Origin of the sequence: Pseudomonas aestiva, assembly GCF_039908605.1 — a bacterium.
GTDB lineage: Bacteria > Pseudomonadota > Gammaproteobacteria > Pseudomonadales > Pseudomonadaceae > Chryseomonas > Chryseomonas aestiva.
Window position 1 is genome coordinate 2827647 of sequence record NZ_CP150916.1, and the last position, 18446, is coordinate 2846092.

Genomic DNA, 18446 nt, shown 5'->3' on the forward strand with positions numbered 1-18446 from the left:
ATTGAAGTGATGACACCCAGGGCCCGAAACCCGCGTCTCTAATACTTACGGCAGGACGTTGAGGACTTCGTAACAGGCACCCATGGTGTGGTAGTCGACCTTGCCGGCCGGACTCTTATCGTCGGAGTACTTGTGGTTCCGACGGTCGAGCAGGCGCCACCACGCGCCGTGCTCGTGATCGATGAAATGCGTCCAGCTGTAGCGCCAGAGCGCCTCATAGTGTTCCCAGTAGCGGGCTTCGCCACTGCGCTCCGCGAGCAACGCGGCGGCGGCCAGGGCCTCGGCCTGCACCCAGAAGTACTTGTCCGGATCGCAGGGCGAGCCATCCGGGGCAAACCCGTAATAGAGACCGCCGTGCTCGCCATCCCAGCTCAGGCGCCAGGAGACATCGAACAGCGCCTGGGCCCGCGGCAGCAACCAGGGCTGGGGGCGATGGCGTTCAAGGATCAGCAGCAGCTTGGCCCATTCGATCTGGTGCCCCGGCTGGAAACCCCAGGGCCGGAACAGGTTGGCCGGATCGTCGCGGTTGTAGTCCCAGTCGATGGACCAGTCGCTGTGGTAGTGCTCCCAGACCAGGCCACCGGGGACCTCGTCGGCCACCCCGCCCTGCCCCTGGGTCAGCGCCGCCTGACGCTGGGTCATGTTGCGCGCCAGGGTCTCGGCGCGATCCAGGTAGCGCACCTCGCCGCTGGCTTCGAAGGCGGCCAGCAGGGCTTCGCAGGCGTGCATGTTGGCGTTCTGGCCGCGATAGGGGGCCACGGTCTGCCAGTCGGCGCTGATCTCGTCCACATAGAGGCCATCGGCTTCACGCCAGAAGTGGGTCTCCAGGGATTCCCAGGCTTCGCTCAGCCAGTTGCGCGCTTCCTGGATGCCCGCCTGCAGGCCGTGGGCGTAGGCCAGCACCACGAAGGCCAGGCCATAGCAGTGATTGGTGCCATCCACCACTTTGTCGCCGTCGAGCAGCCAGGCATAGCCACCGTTGGCCTGGCGATGCCGCTCGCGCAGGTATCTCAGGCCGTGGCGGGTCGCTTCCAGAAAGGCCGGATCGCCATAGTGCCGGTAGGCCATGGCGAAATCGAAGACGAAGCGGGTGCTGGAGACCAGGTGGCGAGTCTGGCGATCGTAGACCGTGCCGTCGTCCTTGAAGAAATGATAGAAGCCGCCCTGCGGATCGACACAGCGGGGATGGTAGAACGCCAGGGTATGGCGGACGTGCTCCAGCAGGGTGTCGCGACGACGAAAATCGGGGAAGTCCATCGGGTTTCCTTGGCGGCTATTGTTGTTGTGGAAAAACGGTCTAGTGAGGGCTCACCTGCAGCAGGGCTTCGACATCGGCACGGGTCGGCGCATAGGCGCCGGCATGGCGGCAGGACACCGAGGCACTGGCCGCGGCGAATCTCAGGCGCTGCTGCAGGTCGGTCAGGCCCAGCAGGCCGGAGGCCAGCCAGCCGGCCATGCAGGCATCCCCGGCACCCACGGTGTCGGCCACGTCCACCGCGATGGCGGCCTGTTGCCACTCGCCTTCCGGCGTGTAGAGCACAAGGCCGTGCTCGCCGCGGGTGAAGAGGATGCGGGCATGGGGATTGAGGGCGAGCAATTCGTCCAGCGCGGCGCGCTCGTCCAGTCCCGGATAGATCTGGCGGATGTCTTCGTCGGACAGCTTGATGTCGTCGGCCAGGCGCACCAGCTCGGGGAAGGTCTGCTGGCGATAGCGATCGTCCATCAGATTGCGCCAGTTGGGATCGTAGCTCAGGCGCTTGCCAGCAGCCTTGGCCTGGCGGGCCAGGTCCAGCAGGGTGTCTGCCAGCGGATAACGAGCCAGGCTGATGCAGCTGAAATGGCAGACCTCGGCGGCCTCCAGCCAGCCTTCGGGCAGCAGCGCCGGGTCGAACTGGAGATCGGCTTCGCCGGCGAAGAAATAGCGCGGCGGACGGCTCGACGGCACGATGGCCACCAGCGGATCGGCGGCGACGCGCTGCAGGAAGCGGGTATCGAGGCCGGCGGTTTCCGACTGCCAGGCGATCTCGTCACCCAGGCCGTCCTGGCTGATGGCGCCGCCGAAGGCGCTTGCCACGCCCAGCCGGGCCAGGCCACGCGCCACGTTCCAGGGGGCACCGCCCGGATAACCCCGCCATTCGCCAGGATTACCCTGGACGATGTCGGTGAGGGCTTCGCCAAAGACCACGACGCGGGGTAGTGCCATTGTTGTTCTCCTGTCTGTCACGGCGGCCGGAGGTGCACTCCTGGCCTCTGGTAGGGCCGCAACCCGACGTCAGGCGCGGCGGCGGGCGGACCTTACCATTGCTGTAACGTTTCAGCCATGAGCTACGTTCAAGAAAGTCGGCGACCGCTCGCAGGATCGAACAGCACCGCCCGTCGCGAATCGATCCGCCACAGCACCTGGTCGCCGGCCCGCGGCGCCTCGCCCGGAGCGACCCGGCAGCAGACCTTGGTGCCGTTCCATTCGGCATACAGCAGGGTGTCGGGACCGGTCGGCTCGACTACCTGGATCCGCGTCAGGATGCCTGGCACCGCTTTGTCGGCCGGATGCGCCGACTGGATCTGCTCCGGACGCACCCCAAGGATAGCCTCGCGTCCCGCGAGCGCCGGATCCAGATCGGGCAAATCCACCTGGCTGTCGCCGGTATCGCCGGTGACGCGGGCGACCACCCTGCCCTCGCGCGCTTCCAGGCGCACCGGCACGAAGTTCATCGGTGGCGAGCCGATGAAGCTGGCGACGAAGAGATTGGCCGGGTTGTTGTAGATCTCCTCGGGGGTGCCGAACTGCTGCACCTCGCCATCCTTCATCACCGCGACCCGATCGCCCAGGGTCATGGCTTCGATCTGGTCGTGGGTGACGTAGACGGTGGTGGTCTGCAGGCGCTGGTGCATCAGCTTGATCTCGGTGCGCATCTCCACCCGCAGCTTGGCGTCGAGGTTGGACAGCGGCTCGTCGAAGAGATAGAGCTTGGGCCGGCGCGCCAGGGCGCGACCCATGGCCACCCGCTGCTGCTGGCCACCGGAGAGCTGCGCCGGCTTGCGCTCGAGCAGGTGCTCGATCTGCAGCAGCTTGGCAACGCGCGCCACCTCGGCGTCGATCTGCTCCCTGGGGGTCTTGCGGATCTTCAGGCCGAAGGCGATGTTCTCGCGCACGGTCATGGTCGGGTACAGGGCGTAGGACTGGAACACCATGGCGATGTCTCTGTCCTTGGGCTCGACCTGGGTGACGTCCTCGCCGTCCAGGCAGATGGCGCCGCTGCTGATGTCTTCCAGGCCGGCGATGGCGTTCATGAGGGTGGATTTGCCGCACCCGGAGGGGCCCACCAGGATGAGGAACTGACCCGCGTCGATGCGGATGTCGATGCCCTTGAGGGCTTCCTGGGCGGCGTTGCCGTAGGTCTTGCGTACGCTTTTGAGTTCGAGAGCTGCCATGGTGGCCTTCCTTATCCTTTGACCACGCCCGAGGTCAGGCCCCGGACGAAATACTTGCCAGCGAAGATGTAGACCAGCAGCGTCGGCAGCGCGGCGATCATGGCGGCGGCCATGTCGACGTTGTATTCCTTCGCGCCGGTGCTGGTGTTGACCAGGTTGTTCAGGGCCACGGTGATGGGCTGCGACGAGCCGCTGGCGAACACCACGCCGAACAGGAAGTCGTTCCATACCTGCGTGAACTGCCAGATCAGGCTGACCATCACGATCGGCGTGGACAGCGGCAGCAGGATCTTGAAGAAGATGGTGAAGAAGCCCGCCCCGTCCAGCCGCGCAGCCTTGATCAGGGCATCGGGGATGCCCACGTAGTAGTTGCGGAAGAACAGCGTGGTGAAGGCCAGGCCGTAGATCACGTGCACCAGCACCAGGCCGGCGGTGGTGTTGGCCAGGCCCAGCTGGCCGAGGGTGAAGGACATCGGCAGCAGGATCACCTGGAAGGGAATGAAGCAGCCGAACAGCAGCAGGCTGAACAGCAGATTCGAACCGCGGAACTGCCACTTCGACAGGGCGTAGCCGTTGAGCGCGCCGATGAAGGTGGAGATGAGCACCGCCGGGACGGTGATCATGAAGGAGTTCCAGAAGTAGCTGTGCACCACGTCCCAGGCCTTGAGCCAGCCGATGATCGTCCAGTCCAGGGGCAGGCTCAGCAGGTTGCCGGTGCGAACGTCGTCCGGGGTCTTGAAGCTGGTCAGCAGCATCACCAGCAGCGGCACCAGATAGACCGCGCAGGCGATGATCAGGATGGCGTGGATGGCCACGCGATTGACGTTCAGAGCCTTAGCCATTTCGCTTGCTCCGCAATTCCGAGTAGAGGTAGGGCACCAGCACCGCCAGCACCGCGCCGAGCATCAGCACCGCACTGGCCGAACCCAGGCCCATCTGGCCGCGGGTGAAGGTGTGCTGGTACATGAACACCGCCGGCAGGTCCGAGGCGTAACCGGGACCGCCCGCGGTCATGGCCATGACCAGGTCGAAGCTCTTGATGGCGATGTGGGCGAGGATCATCACCGCGCTGAAGAACACCGGCCGCAGACTGGGCAGGACGATGCGCAGATAGATGGTCGGCAGCCCTGCCCCGTCGACCTGGGCGGCTCTCAGGATGGAGGAATCCACGCCCCGCAGACCGGCCAGGAACATGGCCATGACGAAGCCCGAGGCCTGCCAGAGGGCGGCGATCAGCAGGCAGTAGATGACCCGGTCGGGATCCACCAGCCAGTCGAAGCGAAAGCCTTCCCAGCCCCAGTCGCGCAGCAGCTTGTCCAGCCCCATGCCGGGGTTGAGCAGCCACTTCCAGGCGGTGCCGGTGACGATCATCGACAGCGCCATGGGATAGAGGTAGATGGTGCGGATGAAGCCTTCGCGACGGATGCGCTGGTCCAGCAGGATGGCGAAGAAGACGCCGATCGCCAGGCTCAGCAGGATGAACAGGCCACCGAAGATCGCCAGGTTCTTGCAGGCCACCAGCCAGCGATCATTATCCAGCAGCCGCGCGTACTGGGCGAAGCCGGCGAAATTGTAGCTGGGCAGGAAGCGCGAATTGGTAAAGGAGATCACCGCCGTCCACAGCATGTAGCCATAGAGGCAGACGACCATGGCGATGGCCGTGGGCGCCAGCACCAGCTTGGGCAGCAGGCGCTGCAGCCGGTCCGGGCGTCGACTGACGGTCGCGACGGGAAGGGTTTCGGTAAGAGCCATGAGGCGCTCCCAAGGGGTGGTATTATCTGGGTGTCAGGTAGCTAGATGATCGCGGCCATGGGCCGCTCCTACAGGTCGATCAGGCGTCTGCAGGAGCGGCCGCAGCGGCGGACCGCCATGGCCGCGACTGGCCTTACTTGGCGGCCTGGATGGCAGCGACCAGTTGCTCGGTGGCCTTCTTCGGATCGGCGTTGGCGTCGTTGAAGAAGTTGGTCACCACGTCGAAGATCGCACCCTGCACATAGCTGGTGTTGGCCATGCTGTGCGCCATGCTCGGCTCGGCCTTGCCATCGGCATTGGCCGCCTGGAAGTCCTTGGCGGACTGCTGGGCGCAGCTGTCGAACTTGGCCAGGTCGATGTCGTTGCGCACCGGGATGGAGCCCTTGTTGAGGTTGAAGACCTCCTGGAAGGGCTTGTCGATGACGGTGCGCACCAGGTCGTCCTGGGCCTTCTGGTTGTCCTTGTTCTTGATCTTGAACATGGCCAGGGAATCGATGTTGTAGATGAAGTCGCCCTGGGTGCCCGGCATCACCACGCACTCGTAGTCGACGCCCGGCTTCTTGCCGGCCGCGGTGAATTCGGCCTTGGCCCAGTCACCCATGATCTGCATGCCGGCCTTGCCCTCGATGACCATGGCGGTGGCTAGGTTCCAGTCGCGACCGGCGGCGTTGGGATCGACATAGCCCTTGACGCGCTTGAAGGTCTTGAACACCTCGACCATCTTGTCGCTGCGGATGGTGTCGGCATCGGTCTGCACGAAGACCTTGTCGTAGCCTTCCGGACCCATGATGGCCATGACCAGGGATTCGAAGATGGTGCCGTCCTGCCAGTTCTGGCCACCATGGGCCAGGGGCACGACGCCGGCGGCCTTGAGCTTGTCGGCGGCCTCGAAGAATTCGTCCAGGGTGGTGGGGACCTTGGCGCCGGCCTTCTTGAAGACGGCGGGGTTAATCCACAGCCAGTTGATGCGGTGGATGCCGGCCGGCACTGCGACGTACTCGCCATCGTGCTGCATGGTCTGGGCCACGCGCTTGGGCAGGATGGTGTCCCAGTTGCCCTGCTTGGCGATGTCACTGATGTCCGCCAGGAAGCCCATGCTGGCCCATTCCTGGATGTCCGGGCCCTTGAGCTGGGCAGCGGACGGCGGATTGCCGGAGACGGCGCGGGTCTTGAGCACGGTCATGGCGGCCTCGCCGGCGCCACCGGCCACGGCGAAGTCCTTCCAGGTATCGCCCTGCTTCTGCATCAGCTGCTTGAGGACATCGACGGCGCGAGCCTCGCCACCGGAGGTCCACCAGTGCAGCACCTCGACCTCACCGGCATGGGCGGTCAGGGGGGCGGCGAGCGCGGCGCAGGATAGGGAAACGGCGAGAGCGAGACGATTCAACGCATTCATGAGGGGGTCGTTCCTTGTTGTTTTTTTATTGGAGCTGGGCGGAGTCTAGTCAGACGCCTGCGGCCGTGGGTAACGAAGGGAAGGAGTTTTGTCACGAGCTGGTGACATAACGTCACACCAATGCTCAGGTGCGCGGGAGAGTAAGGGTGACCCGCAGACCGCCCTCGCGGCGATTGCGCAGCTCCACTTCGCCACCATGGGCGTGAGCCAGGTTGCGGGCGATGCCCAGGCCCAGGCCATAGCCATGGCGGTCGGTGGCCAGGCGGACATGGGGCTGGAACACCTGCTCCAGTTCCTGCTCCGGCACCCCCGGTCCTTCGTCGTCGACATGCAGGACGAAGACATGGCCGTCGTCTTCCACGTGCAGGTGGGCGCGGTAGCCATACTTGAGGGCGTTGTCCAGCAGATTGCCGATGCAGCGCTTGAGCGCCAGCGGCTTGCCCAGCAGAGTGCCCCGGGCTTCCCCGGTGAGGCGCACCCGCGGCGGTTGCTCCTGGGTAAAGGGCTCCACCAGCTGTTCCAGCAGCGCCTGCAGGTCGACCGGTTCCAGGTTCTCGTGGATGTCGGTGTCCTTGACGCACTGCAGGGCGCCCTTGACCAGCAGATCCAGCTCGTCCAGATCGCGCACCAGCTTGGCTTGCATCACCTCGTCGTCCAGCAGCTCGGCGCGCAGACGCAGCCGGGTGATGGGCGTGCGCAGGTCGTGGGATATGGCGCTGAACAGCTGGGCGCGCTCGTCCAGGTAGCGGGCGATGCGTTCGCGCATGGCGTTGAAGGCCCGGGTGACCTCGCGGATCTCCTGGGCGCCCTCCTCGCGCACCGGCGGCGTATGGACTTCCAGCGACAGCTCCCGCGCGGCACGCGACAGCCGCTTGAGCGGGCGACTCTGCCAGCGGATCAGCAGGCCGATGAACAGCAGCAGGAAGGCGCTGCTGAAGACCATGAACAGCAGTTGCTGCAACGGCAGCCAGGACTCGTCCAGGCTGTAGTAGGGCGCCGGCATCAGGGTAGCGAGATAGACCCACTCCCCTTCGCCGATGCGGATCTGGGTCACTAGTACCGGCGGCTCCAGCGGCTCCAGACTCAGGGCATAGTGCGCCCAGGAGCGCGGCAGTTCGTCGAGGGCCACGGCGCCGTTGAACAGCCGCAGCTGCTGGGGGCCGATGAATTCCACGTACATGGGCATGGCCGCGCCCAGGCGCTCGCGCAGCACCGCCTCGACGCCCTGGAGCACCGCCCGGCGGCCGGGGGTGTCCGGCAGCGCCTGCATGGTCAGCGGCTTTTCGTTGAGCGAGACGAAGAAGCGCGTGCCGCCCATGTTGCGCAACTGCTCCAGCACCAGTGGCCGATAGGCCGGCGGCAGCAGGCTGAAATAGCGCACGCTGGCGGCGATGGAATAGCCCAGGCTGCGGGCGGCGGTCTGCAAGCCCTGGTTGCGGTCGCTGCGCAGGGAAGCCGACCAGAACAGCGCCGAGGCGCCCTGGGCCAGCAGTACCGCCAGCAGGGTCAGCAGCAGCATCCGCGCCAGCAGGGAGCGCGGCACCAGCCGCGCGAGCGGACCGCTACACCGCATCGGCGACCAGTCCGCTGACCTCGGCGGCGAGCAGGTAGCCGGAACCACGCACGGTGCGGATCAGTCGCGGCGACTTGCCGGTGTCTCTCAGCCGCTGACGCAGGCGGCTGACCGCCATGTCGACGATGCGCTCCAGCGGCAGCACCTCGCGCCCGCGGGTAGCATTGGCGATGGTGTCGCGATCGAGGATCTGCTGGGGATGGTCGAGAAACAGCTTGAGCAGGGTGAAATCGGCGCCGGAGAGGATGACCTCCTCGCCATCGCGATGGAACAGCCGGTGACTGACCGGATCCAGGCGCCAGTCGTCGAAGGTCAGCAGACCGGTGGCCGCCGGGCGCGTCTCGCCGAAGCCGGCACGGCGCAGCAGCGCCTTGATGCGGGCCAGCAATTCGCGCGGACTGAAGGGTTTGCCCAGGTAGTCGTCGGCGCCCAGTTCCAGGCCGATGACCCGATCCGCTTCGTCGGAACTGGCGGTGAGCATGATGATGGGGACCTGTCGGCAACTCGACTGCTCGCGCATCCAGCGGCAGAGGGCGAAGCCGTCTTCGCCGGGGAGCATGACATCGAGGATCAGCAGATCGGGGACGAAGTCGCCCAGCGCCCGGCGCAATTCGCGGCCATCGCCGACGGCGCGCACCAGATAGCCGGCACGGGTGAGGTAGGCTTCGAGCAGCTCACGGATTTCCCCGTCGTCGTCGACGACCAGGAGGGATTTGCCCAGGGTGGACATGGCGATGTTCGCTCTTGTTGTTCTGGCCCGAGGCCAGCTACCGGTAGTGCCGGCAGCATACCGGGGCCGGGCGACCTTGAGTAGTCGCCCGGCCCCAGCGGATCAGACCTGGCGCGCTTCGGCGATGGTCTGGTCCAGGGCGACGCCGGCACCGAACAGCCCCGGGTACTCGGCGGTCACCAGCCAGGCCGGGATGTCCTTGAGGTAGGCGCTGCTGGTCTTGCCCTTGTCGGCGAAGGCATGGGCGAAGGCCCCGCTCTGGAAACGCTCGACGAAGCGCGGCAGGATGCCGCCGGCGATGTAGACGCCCCCCAGGGCGCCCAGGGTGAGGGCCGCGTTGCCGGCGACCCGCGCCAGCCAGATGAAGAACTGCTCCAGCACGGCGTCGGCATAGGGGTCACCCTTGAGCGCCAGCTCGCAGATGTCCGCCGCGCTGTGCAGGGCGGCGGTGCGGCCGTCCAGTTCGCAACTCGCGTGATAGAGGTTGACCAGGCCGCTGCCGGACACCACGCGCTCGGCGGAGACGTGGTTGCCGAACTGGCGCTTGAGGATCTTCCAGATATCGAATTCGCGCTGGGTGTTGATCGGCAGGTCGACGTGACCACCCTCGCTCGGCAGCACGATCCAGCGATCCTTCCCACTGGGTACCAGGCTGGCGAGACCCAGGCCGGTGCCTGGCCCGATCACCAGGCGCGGACGGGTCGGCAAGGCGATGCCGTCGCGCACCTGGACGGAGTCCGCCGGGTCCAGGCGGGCGATGGCCCATGCCATGGAGGTGAAGTCGTTGATCAGCAGCAGATGGGTCAGCCCCAGCTCGCGACAGAATTGCTCGCGCTTGATCACCCAGTGATTGTTGGTGAAGCGGAAGTCACCCTCTCCCACCGGGCCCGCACAGGCGAGGCACACGGCAGTGATGTCATCCAGCGCCACGCCGCTCTGCGCCAGGTACTTGCGCACGGCGTCTTCCGGACAGGCGTAATCCGCACAGGCGAAGACCTCGATGGCCTCCAGGCGACCGTCGCGCCACAGGGCGAAGCGGGCATTGGTGCCCCCGATGTCGCCAACCAAAGCCAAACTCATTTCAGCGCCTCCAGACTGGAAGTGAATGCACTGGCACCCGATTCAGCGGTGCTCATGGCGCCGCGCATGAAGGCGAACAACTCACGACCACAGCCTACCCCGGTGCCCTGGGGCGCTTCGACCGCCTCGCGGGCCATCCATTCGTCCGCCGGGACCAGAATCTTCAGTTCTCCGGTACGCCCATCGACGCGGATGAGATCGCCGTCACAGACCTTGGCCAGCGGCCCGCCGTCGATGGCTTCCGGACAGAGGTGGATCGCCGCCGGGACCTTGCCCGAGGCACCGGACATGCGGCCGTCGGTGACCAGCGCAACCTTGAAACCGCGATCCTGCAACACGCCGAGGTACGGCGTGAGCTTGTGCAGCTCGGGCATGCCCAGGGCCTTGGGTCCCTGGAAACGTACCACCGCGACGAAATCGCGCTCCAGCTCGCCGGCCTTGAAGGCGGCCGCCAGTTCGCTCTGGTCATGGAAGACCCGCGCCGGGGCTTCCACCACCTGATGGTTGGGCGCCACGGCCGACACCTTCATCACACCTCGCCCGAGATTGCCCTGCATGACGCGCAGGCCGCCCTCCTCGTTGAACGGCCGGCTGGCCGGACGCAGGATGTCCTCGTCCAGGCTCTCGGCTCGGCCGGTGCGCCATTCCAGCTTGCCGTCCACCAGGAAGGGTTCCTGCAGGTAGCGCGACAGGCCGTGGCCCATGATGGTGTTGACGTCTTCATGCAGCAGCCCGGCTTCGAGCAGGGTGTGCACCATGAAGTTGACGCCACCGGCGGCGTGGAAGTGGTTCACGTCGGCCTTGCCGTTGGGATAGACCTGGGCCAGGGTCGGGGTGACCGCCGAGATCTCGGCCATGTCGTCCCAGGTCAGCTGGATACCGGCGGCCTGGGCGATGGCCGGGATGTGCAGGGTGTGGTTGGTCGAGCCACCGGTGGCGCTCAGGGCTACCACCGAGTTGACGATGGACTTCTCGTCGACGATCTCGCCCAGCGGCATGAAGTTGCCGCCCTGATGGGTGATGCGGGTCACCTGGCGCGCCGCCTCGCGGGTGAGTTCGTCACGCAGCGGGGTGTAGGGATTAACGAAGGAGGAGCCCGGCAGGTGCAGGCCCATGACCTCCATCACCACCTGATTGGTGTTGGCGGTGCCATAGAAGGTGCAGGTGCCAGGGCTGTGGTAGGACTTCATCTCCGACTCCAGCAACTCCTCGCGGGTCGCCTTGCCCTCGGCGAAGGCCTGGCGCACGCGCGCCTTCTCCTTGTTGGAGATGCCCGATGGCATGGGGCCGCCCGGGACGAAGATCATCGGCAGATGGCCGAAACGCAACGCGCCGATCATCAGGCCGGGGATGATCTTGTCGCAGATGCCCAGCAGCAGCGCGGCGTCGAACATGTTGTGCGACAGGGCCACGGCGGTGGACATGGCGATGACTTCACGACTCGCCAGGCTGAGCTCCATGCCGGCCTCGCCCTGGGTCACGCCGTCGCACATGGCCGGCACGCCACCGGCGAACTGACCGACGGAGCCGATCTCGCGCAGGGCCTGTTTGATCAGCTCCGGGTAGTGCTCGTAGGGCTGATGAGCCGACAACATGTCGTTGTAGCTGGAAACGATGGCGACGTTAGCCTGGTCCATCAAACGGAGGCGCTGCTTATCCGTCGAGGATCCACACCCGGCGACGCCATGGGCGAAATTGGCGCATTGCAGCTTGCCGCGCTGCGGACCGTCGCTGGCGGCGGCCCGGATCATGGCGAGGTAACGCTCACGGGTCGGACGACTGCGTTCCACCAACCGCTGTGTGACTTCGAGGACGCGAGGATGCATGGTTTCGATTCTCCACCGGGCTAAATTTGTTGTTATTTCAAACATTCACAGCCAAATTGGCGCTATTATTCCGCTTAGCACGCGTCATGTGTAATGTTTTTTACAACAAAACCCAGCTATCGCGAGGTTTCTCTCAATGAGTATTCGTATTGCCATCAATGGTTTTGGACGCATCGGCCGCAACGTGCTGCGGGCGCTGTATACCGAGGGCTATCGCCAGGACCTGGAGGTCGTCGCGATCAACGACCTGGGCGACGCCGCCATCAATGCGCATCTCCTACAGTATGACAGCGTTCATGACCGCTTCCCTGCCGAGGTGTCCGTCGAGGGCGACAAGCTGGTGGTCAATGGCGACCGCATCGCTGTGACGGCCATCCGCAACCCGGCCGACCTGCCGTGGAAGGATCTGAAGGTCGACGTGGTGTTCGAATGCACCGGCCTCTTCACCAGCCGCGACAAGGCCGCTGCCCACCTGGAAGCCGGCGCCTCCAAGGTAATCATCTCGGCACCGGGCAAGGACGTGGACGCCACCATCGTCTATGGCGTCAATGACAACATCCTGCGCCAGTCGCACCAGATCATCTCCAACGCCTCCTGCACCACCAACTGCCTGGCGCCGGTCGCCCAGGTGCTGCAGCGCGAACTGGGTATCGAGAACGGTCTGATGACCACCATCCATGCCTACACCAACGACCAGAACCTGTCGGACGTCTACCACTCTGACCCCTTCCGGGCGCGTTCGGCCACCCAGTCGATGATCCCGACCAAGACCGGTGCCGCCGAGGCCGTGGGCCTGGTTCTGCCGGAGCTGCAAGGCAAGTTTAGCGGCATGGCGGTGCGGGTGCCGACCATCAACGTGTCGCTGGTCGATTTGACCATCCTGACCGCCAAGGAAACCGACGCCAAGACCCTCAACGCCTTCATGAAGGCGGCGGCGGAAGCCTCTCCGGTGCTGGGCTACAACGACAAGCCGCTGGTCTCCATCGACTTCAACCACAACCGCCTGTCGTCGATCTTCGACGCCAACCACACCAAGGTGAGCGGCAAGCTGGTGAAGATCATGGCCTGGTACGACAACGAGTGGGGCTTCTCCAACCGTATGCTCGATACCTGCAAGGCGCTGGTCAACGCGCCAGCCTGAGACCTCTAGGTCTGGGTTGGAAAAAAGCGCCTTCGGGCGCTTTTTTCGTTTTCGGTTGCGGCAAGGTCGGTCCGCCGATGCGGCGGCTCTTACGGAGAGTTCCGAAGATAGGAGAAACTGTCTTTATCGCGGACATGGGCCGCTCCTACAAAAGGTCCAGCTGCTGCAGGAGCGGTCGCTACGGCGCACTGCCATGGCCGCGATGCGCATCTGATAACTGGAAAACCGTAGCGTGGAAAACGGCGCAGCCTTTTCCGCTCGGGCATACCCCGTAAGAGCTGCCCTCACCCCAGCCCTCTCCCAGAGGGAGAGGGGGTTGATCGAGCGAGGGGTCGTCTTCCGGCTGGAGAGGGTGGTTCAGCGGGTAGGTTGGGTTGAGCAGCGCGAAGCCCAACAGGCCTGACTCAACCCTCGTCTTCCTCGTCCGCCGCCTGGCGCAGGTCATCGAAATCGGTCTTGAGGCCGGTCTCCATGGCGTCCAGCTCGGTGAGCAGGGTACGGAAACTGGTGCGCTCGGGGACCACCAGGGTGTCCTCCTCGTCCCTCGGCTCCCCTCCCCCCAGCGCCGCCAGGCTCAGCTCGGGGTCTTCCAGCACCGAGGCCGGTTCGGGTTCCAGCTGGCGCACCTCGGCAAGGGGCGGCAGCTGGTCGAGGCTGCGCAGGTCGAAGTAGTCGAGAAAGGTCCTGGTGGTGGCGAACATCGCCGGGCGGCCGGGCACGTCGCGATAGCCGACCACGCGGATCCAGTCGCGCTCCAGCAGCGTCTTGACGATCTGGCTGTTGACCGCCACCCCGCGCACCTCCTCGATCTCGCCACGGGTAATGGGCTGCCGATAGGCGATCAGCGCCAGGGTCTCCAGCATGGCGCGGGAATAGCGTGGCGGACGCTCTTCCCAGAGGCGTCCGACCCAGGGCGCGTATTGCTCGCGTACCTGCAGGCGGTAGCCGGACGCCACTTCCTTGAGTTCGAAGCCGCGTTTGCGACAGGAGCCGCCGAGTACGGCGAGGCCGGCGCGCAGATGCGCGGGCTCGGGGCGTTCGTACTCTTCGAAGAGCTCGGCCAGGCGTTCCAGGGTCAGGGGTCGGCCGGCGGCGAGCAGGATGGCTTCCAGCAGGGGCGCCAGTTGCTTGGGATCGGTGTAGTTCATGGGCGGCGATGATAAGGCCGGGCGCGGGTCACGCCAAATCCAACCGGCCACCGGATGGCGAGATCCGTGGGGTCTTTGACCTTGTCGCCTACATGGACGCCGAGGCATGCTCGCCAAATCGCTACGGAGAGCCATCCATGCCGCTGATCGCTGCGCTGCTCTACCCTGACGTCATGAGCCTGGACGTCACCGGCCCGCTGCAGGTCTTCGCCTCGGCCAATCTGGAACGGGAACGCCAGGGACTGCCCGCCTATTACCAGCTGCGCCTGCTGGGCGCCGCCGAGGGGCTGGTCAGGACTTCGGCCGGTATCGGTATCCAGGCCGAACAGAGCTGGTACGACCTCGACGTGGGCGAGGTGGATACCCTGTTGATTCCCGGCGGCATAGGCATCGAGACGCTACGCCGGGATGCCGGCTTGCAGGCCTGGCTGCGCGATCTGGAACCCCGGGTGCGACGGCTCGGCTCGGTGTGTTCCGGCGCCCTGCTGCTGGCCAGCGCCGGGCTGCTGAACGGTCGCCGCGCCACCACCCACTGGGCCTATGTCGACGAACTCGCTACCTTTACGGCCATCGAGGTTCAGGGCGATCGCCTGCATACCTACGACCCCCTGGGGCGCGATGGCGATCCCCATGTCTTTACCTCGGCCGGCGTCACCGCCGGCATCGATCTGGCACTGGCGCTGGTGGAAGCCGATCTCGGACGTCCGCTGGCGCTGGCGGTGGCGCGCCGGCTGGTGATGTTCCTGCGCCGTCCCGGCGGCCAGGCGCAATTCAGCGCCTGTCTGGCGCCCGATCCGGGACGAACGCCGCGACTGGCGGCCCTGCTCGACTGGATTCCCGGTCACCTGGGGGAAGACCTGGGGCTGGAGCGCCTGGCCGAGCGTGCCCATATGGCACCGCGCACCCTGTCGCGCCTGTTCAGCCGCGAGGTCGGCATGGGCCCGGGCCGCTATGTCGAGCAGGTCCGCCTGGAGACGGCGCGGGTGCTCTTGCAGGACGGTCAGGCCTCCATCGCCACGGTCTCGCGGCTGTGCGGCTTCGGCCATCCGGAAAATCTCCGGCGCACCTTTCACAAGCACCTGGCGGTCAGCCCCCAGGACTACGCGGCGCGCTTTGGCGCCTGATCAGGGAGAGACAGCCATGCTGGGCATGCGGACCTCGTGTGAACACTGCGCCAAGGCCTTGCCGATGGGCAGCGAAGAGGCGGTGATCTGCTCCTATGAATGCACCTTTTGCACGGAATGCGCCGCCGGGCCGCTGCAGGAGCGCTGTCCGAACTGTCGCGGGGAGCTGGTGAGGCGTCCTCGGCGAGTACCCAAGGACGCGGACGACTGAATCGCCAGCGGGCATATCGACAGGCGTAGCGTGGAAAACGGCGCAGCCTTTTCACTGGGTGTCCGCAGCGAGGCGCGCCCTCACCCCAGCCCTCTCCCAGGGGGAGAGGGGGCGAATCGTGCTGGCGTTCGTCTCTGGCGGAACCGGCAAGCTCCTGATCAATCATCAGGCTACCATCCTGCGTGTACCGTCATGCCCAGTGTCCGCGGTGAGGCGCGCCCTCAGCCCAGCCCTCTCCCAGGGGGAGAGGGGGCGAATCGTGCTGGCGTTCGTCTCTGGCGGAACCGGCAAGCTCCTGCTCAATGATCAGGCTACCATCCTGGGCGTACCGTCATGCCCAGCGTCCGCTGTGAGGCATGCCCTCACCCCAGCCCTCTCCCAGGGGGAGAGGGGGCTATTCGTGCAGGCGTTCGGCGCCAGAGCCGCGGTCCACCCTTATCTCAACAACCCCGCCTCCGCGCGGATCGGCTCCGGCGTAGGCTCGCCCAGCAGATCCAGCACGGCGATCTCCAGACCGCGGCTGAGGGCGTCCAGCGGCAGGTGGTTGGGCTGGGTGCCGAAAGGGTCGGCGATCTGGTCGCCCAGGGCGTCCAGGCCGAAGAAGGTGTAGGCCAGCACCAGAACCGCCAGCGGCGTGAACCAACCCAGGCTGTCCACCAGGCAGAACGGCAGCAGAAAGCAATAGACGTGCACCACCCGGTGCAGCATCAGGATGTAGGGATAGGGAATGGGCGTCTGGCGAATGCGTTCGCAGCCGCTGAGCACCGCGGTCAGCCGGTCCAGCTGGTTGTCGACATTGGCGATCAGTGGATCACCAAGCCCTTCCTGTCGTGCCCGGGCAACCAGCATGGTGCCCAGCCGGCGGATCAGCGCACTGGGTCGGTGAGGGGCGGCGAGCAGGCTCTCCTCCCCCGCCAGCACCCGTTGCAGATCGGCAGACGGCGCTTCGCGGCGCAGGTGGTCACGCAAGGCATAACCGAAGGCCAGCAGCGGGGTCAGCAACTGGCGGCGCTCGGCCGCGTTCAGCCCGGGTAGCAGGGTCTCGACCTGGCGCGCCAGGTTGCGCCCGGCGATCAGCAGCTCGCCCCACAGACCGCGTGCCTCCCAGAAGCGCTGGTAGGCCGTGGTGTTGCGAAAACCGAGGAAGATCGCCAGGGTCAGGCCCCAGAGGGTCAGGGGCGTGGTGGTGAGGCCGAAGTCGAAGCGCAGGATGAAACCATGGCTCAGGGTAACCGCCAGGCTCAGCAACATCACATAGAGCAGCTTGGGCCAGATCGCCTGGACGATGGAGCCGCGCACCGTGAACAGCAGTTCGCGCAGCGAGGGATTCTGGGGACGGGTGATCACTGGCAAGGCCGTGGCAGTCTGAGATGAATCAGCGCCACCCGCTCATCGGCAACCGAACGTCGCTCTTCGATGGCATAGGGGGTGAAGCCCAAGGTTTGGTAGAGCAGTAGCCCCGCCACGTTTGCGTTGAAACAGGAAAGAACCACTTCACGAGCGCCGTGCGTCTCGAACGCGCGCTCTATCATCATCTTCAGCAGGTAACGTCCGACCCCTGCCCCCGGTAGGCGGGATCAACGACGGCATTGCCAATCGCATACACCTCATCCGCCCACCTGCAGAAGTTGGAAAATCCCACCACTCGCCCACCCGCCACCACGATGCGGCTGTCGCGACGCTCCGCGATGGCGGCCTGCAACTGAACCGGGGTGAGCGGGAAGTGGGCACGGGGAAACCAGAACATCAGCTCCGTGGGGTTTTTGGAAAATTCGCATAGGGCGGGCAGGTCACTGTCCTGGACCGGCCGATGGCTTAGCTGCAAGGTTATGTCCTCGGGTCGATGGCTAGACGATCTTGCCCAGCTTTTTTGGCTTAGCTACCAAACACTATCCCGACCAGTGCTCCGCCGGCCAGCAGCCACAGCGGGTGCCAGCGGGTGAACAGCGAGCCCAGGGCGCCCGCCGCCAGGATCAGCACCCACAGCGGCGCGGTGGCCACGCTGCTGCCCACCAGCCAGGCGCTGGCCGCCACCAGGCCGACGGTGACCGGCACCAGCCCGGCCTGCAGATGACGGCGCCAGGGCCGGTCGGCGAAGCGCTGCCAGAGGTGCAGCACGCCCAGGGTCAGCAGCGAGGACGGCACGAACTTGGCCAGGGAGGTCACCAGCAGCCCCGGCCAGCCGGCCACGTGCCAGCCGATCAGCGGCACGATCATCAGATTGGGACCGGGCGCGGCCTGGGCCAGGGCGAACAGCGCGGCGAAGTCGGCGGCGCTCATCCAGCCATGCACCGTCACCACCTGGCGCTGCATTTCCGGCAACACCGAGTTGCCACCGCCGAAGGCCAGCAGCGACAGCTGGGTGAAGATCAGCGCCAGCGCCAGCAGCGTCGTACTCATAGGCCCTGCCGATAGCTGAGCAGCACGCTGATGGGGGTGAGCACCAGCATGGTCCAGAGCAGTGGCAGCTTGAGCAGCGCCAGGGCGAGAAAGGCCAGGCAGGCGATGCCCAACGCCAGCCAGCGCCCGCGCAGGGGCTGGACGAGCTTGACCGCCATGGCCACCAGCAGCCCGGCTGCCGCTGCGGCGAGCCCGGCGAAGGCGCGACCCACCAGGGGATCGTCGTGGTAGCGGTCGTAGAGCACGCCCAGGCCGACCACCACCAGGGTCGGGCCCACCAGCAGCCCGGCGGCAGCGGCCAGAGCGCCGCTCCAGCCGGCGAATCTCATGCCCACCGCCACCGAGAGGTTGATGATGTTGCCGCCCGGCAGGAACTGGCAGAGGCCGAGCAATTCGGTGAACTCCTCCGCCGACAGCCAGCGCCGCTTCTCCACCAGGTAGCGCCGCGCCAGCGGCAGCACCCCGCCGAAGGCCGTGATGCCCAGGCCGAAGAAGCCAAGAAAGAGATCGCGGCGTCGTGGCCGGTTCGAGGTGGAGTCGTTATCCATGGGCAGGTGTTCGTCAGATCCAGAGCGACAACAATAGCGTACCTGCAGGGCCGGTGATGGAAACCAGCGTCTGCAGCACCGGCCA

General features: G+C 65.9%; 17 protein-coding genes and 1 pseudogene. 3 read left to right on the forward strand and 15 right to left on the reverse strand.

Annotated features, from left to right (window positions below; all coding sequences use genetic code 11):
- Positions 1-45: 45 nt before the first annotated feature.
- The 10 genes from AABM56_RS13195 to edd all read right to left on the reverse strand — a co-directional run bounded on the left by AABM56_RS13195 (position 46) and on the right by edd (position 11789).
- Entirely contained in the window at positions 46-1257 is a 1212-nt protein-coding gene (locus AABM56_RS13195; RefSeq protein ID WP_133860868.1) for an AGE family epimerase/isomerase, read from the reverse strand.
- A 40-nt stretch (positions 1258-1297) separates the two neighbouring features.
- Positions 1298-2203, reverse strand: coding sequence for a carbohydrate kinase (locus AABM56_RS13200; RefSeq protein ID WP_133860869.1), 906 nt, complete (start codon positions 2201-2203; stop codon positions 1298-1300).
- 128 nt (positions 2204-2331) lie between these two features.
- Positions 2332-3432, reverse strand: a complete 1101-nt coding sequence (locus AABM56_RS13205) for an ABC transporter ATP-binding protein (RefSeq protein WP_133860870.1) — start codon at positions 3430-3432, stop codon at positions 2332-2334.
- Between the two features lie 11 nt (positions 3433-3443).
- Positions 3444-4274, reverse strand: coding sequence for a carbohydrate ABC transporter permease (locus AABM56_RS13210; protein ID WP_347883344.1), 831 nt, complete (start codon positions 4272-4274; stop codon positions 3444-3446).
- Complete coding sequence (locus AABM56_RS13215) at positions 4267-5184, reverse strand: carbohydrate ABC transporter permease (RefSeq protein WP_133860871.1); 918 nt, start codon at positions 5182-5184, stop codon at positions 4267-4269. Before AABM56_RS13215 ends, AABM56_RS13210 begins: the two co-directional genes overlap by 8 nt.
- 133 nt (positions 5185-5317) lie before the next feature.
- Complete coding sequence (locus AABM56_RS13220) at positions 5318-6580, reverse strand: ABC transporter substrate-binding protein (protein ID WP_208691501.1); 1263 nt, start codon at positions 6578-6580, stop codon at positions 5318-5320.
- 124 nt (positions 6581-6704) lie between these two features.
- The gene (locus AABM56_RS13225; RefSeq protein WP_133860873.1) at positions 6705-8153 is read right to left on the reverse strand and encodes an ATP-binding protein; all 1449 of its coding nucleotides are present in this window, start codon (positions 8151-8153) and stop codon (positions 6705-6707) included.
- Complete coding sequence (locus tag AABM56_RS13230) at positions 8143-8883, reverse strand: response regulator (RefSeq protein ID WP_133860874.1); 741 nt, start codon at positions 8881-8883, stop codon at positions 8143-8145. The genes AABM56_RS13225 and AABM56_RS13230 overlap by 11 nt, the downstream gene beginning before the upstream one ends.
- A gap of 102 nt (positions 8884-8985) precedes the next feature.
- Positions 8986-9963, reverse strand: coding sequence for a glucokinase (locus AABM56_RS13235; RefSeq protein ID WP_133860875.1), 978 nt, complete (start codon positions 9961-9963; stop codon positions 8986-8988).
- Positions 9960-11789, reverse strand: coding sequence for a phosphogluconate dehydratase (edd, locus tag AABM56_RS13240; protein ID WP_263259645.1), 1830 nt, complete (start codon positions 11787-11789; stop codon positions 9960-9962). Before edd ends, AABM56_RS13235 begins: the two co-directional genes overlap by 4 nt.
- A 136-nt stretch (positions 11790-11925) precedes the next feature.
- Here edd and gap point away from each other — a divergent pair, with 136 nt between their 5' ends.
- The gene (gene gap, locus AABM56_RS13245; RefSeq protein ID WP_347883345.1) at positions 11926-12930 is read left to right on the forward strand and encodes a type I glyceraldehyde-3-phosphate dehydrogenase; all 1005 of its coding nucleotides are present in this window, start codon (positions 11926-11928) and stop codon (positions 12928-12930) included.
- Positions 12931-13334: 404 nt separating this feature from the next.
- On the opposite strand, the gene scpB is transcribed toward gap, so the two are convergent.
- Positions 13335-14078, reverse strand: coding sequence for an SMC-Scp complex subunit ScpB (scpB, locus tag AABM56_RS13250; RefSeq protein ID WP_133861244.1), 744 nt, complete (start codon positions 14076-14078; stop codon positions 13335-13337).
- 137 nt (positions 14079-14215) lie between these two features.
- Here scpB and AABM56_RS13255 point away from each other — a divergent pair, with 137 nt between their 5' ends.
- Positions 14216-15202, forward strand: coding sequence for a GlxA family transcriptional regulator (locus tag AABM56_RS13255; RefSeq protein ID WP_133860878.1), 987 nt, complete (start codon positions 14216-14218; stop codon positions 15200-15202).
- 16 nt (positions 15203-15218) lie between these two features.
- Positions 15219-15413 carry a DUF1272 domain-containing protein gene (locus AABM56_RS13260; protein WP_133860879.1) on the forward strand — a complete coding sequence of 65 codons (195 nt, stop codon included), beginning with the start codon at positions 15219-15221 and terminating at the stop codon, positions 15411-15413.
- Between the two features lie 435 nt (positions 15414-15848).
- Here the strand turns inward: AABM56_RS13260 and AABM56_RS13265 are convergent, their stop codons facing one another.
- The 4 genes and pseudogenes from AABM56_RS13265 to AABM56_RS13285 form a co-directional block, all read right to left on the reverse strand.
- On the reverse strand, positions 15849-16760 hold the full coding sequence (locus AABM56_RS13265) for a bestrophin family protein (RefSeq protein WP_133860880.1): 912 nt from the start codon (positions 16758-16760) through the stop codon (positions 15849-15851).
- Positions 16757-17160 (reverse strand): annotated as a pseudogene (locus AABM56_RS23125) (GNAT family N-acetyltransferase). The gene AABM56_RS13265 and the pseudogene AABM56_RS23125 overlap by 4 nt, the downstream one beginning before the upstream one ends.
- Before the next feature lie 128 nt (positions 17161-17288).
- The gene (locus AABM56_RS13280; RefSeq protein WP_133860882.1) at positions 17289-17813 is read right to left on the reverse strand and encodes a chromate transporter; all 525 of its coding nucleotides are present in this window, start codon (positions 17811-17813) and stop codon (positions 17289-17291) included.
- The gene (locus tag AABM56_RS13285) at positions 17810-18361 is read right to left on the reverse strand and encodes a chromate transporter (RefSeq protein WP_133860883.1); all 552 of its coding nucleotides are present in this window, start codon (positions 18359-18361) and stop codon (positions 17810-17812) included. Before AABM56_RS13285 ends, AABM56_RS13280 begins: the two co-directional genes overlap by 4 nt.
- Positions 18362-18446: the final 85 nt, after the last annotated feature.

Bases quoted from the DNA above. Each gene is read 5' to 3' on its own strand.
- AABM56_RS13195 (WP_133860868.1), bottom strand. From the start codon at position 1,257: ATGGACTTCCCCGATTTTCGTCGTCGCGACACCCTGCTGGAGCACGTC.
- AABM56_RS13200 (WP_133860869.1), bottom strand. From the start codon at position 2,203: ATGGCACTACCCCGCGTCGTGGTCTTTGGCGAAGCCCTCACCGACATC.
- AABM56_RS13205 (WP_133860870.1), bottom strand. From the start codon at position 3,432: ATGGCAGCTCTCGAACTCAAAAGCGTACGCAAGACCTACGGCAACGCC.
- AABM56_RS13210 (WP_347883344.1), bottom strand. From the start codon at position 4,274: ATGGCTAAGGCTCTGAACGTCAATCGCGTGGCCATCCACGCCATCCTG.
- AABM56_RS13215 (WP_133860871.1), bottom strand. From the start codon at position 5,184: ATGGCTCTTACCGAAACCCTTCCCGTCGCGACCGTCAGTCGACGCCCG.
- AABM56_RS13220 (WP_208691501.1), bottom strand. From the start codon at position 6,580: ATGAATGCGTTGAATCGTCTCGCTCTCGCCGTTTCCCTATCCTGCGCC.
- AABM56_RS13225 (WP_133860873.1), bottom strand. From the start codon at position 8,153: ATGCGGTGTAGCGGTCCGCTCGCGCGGCTGGTGCCGCGCTCCCTGCTG.
- AABM56_RS13230 (WP_133860874.1), bottom strand. From the start codon at position 8,883: ATGTCCACCCTGGGCAAATCCCTCCTGGTCGTCGACGACGACGGGGAA.
- AABM56_RS13235 (WP_133860875.1), bottom strand. From the start codon at position 9,963: ATGAGTTTGGCTTTGGTTGGCGACATCGGGGGCACCAATGCCCGCTTC.
- edd (WP_263259645.1), bottom strand. From the start codon at position 11,789: ATGCATCCTCGCGTCCTCGAAGTCACACAGCGGTTGGTGGAACGCAGT.
- gap (WP_347883345.1), top strand. From the start codon at position 11,926: ATGAGTATTCGTATTGCCATCAATGGTTTTGGACGCATCGGCCGCAAC.
- scpB (WP_133861244.1), bottom strand. From the start codon at position 14,078: ATGAACTACACCGATCCCAAGCAACTGGCGCCCCTGCTGGAAGCCATC.
- AABM56_RS13255 (WP_133860878.1), top strand. From the start codon at position 14,216: ATGCCGCTGATCGCTGCGCTGCTCTACCCTGACGTCATGAGCCTGGAC.
- AABM56_RS13260 (WP_133860879.1), top strand. From the start codon at position 15,219: ATGCTGGGCATGCGGACCTCGTGTGAACACTGCGCCAAGGCCTTGCCG.
- AABM56_RS13280 (WP_133860882.1), bottom strand. From the start codon at position 17,813: ATGAGTACGACGCTGCTGGCGCTGGCGCTGATCTTCACCCAGCTGTCG.
- AABM56_RS13285 (WP_133860883.1), bottom strand. From the start codon at position 18,361: ATGGATAACGACTCCACCTCGAACCGGCCACGACGCCGCGATCTCTTT.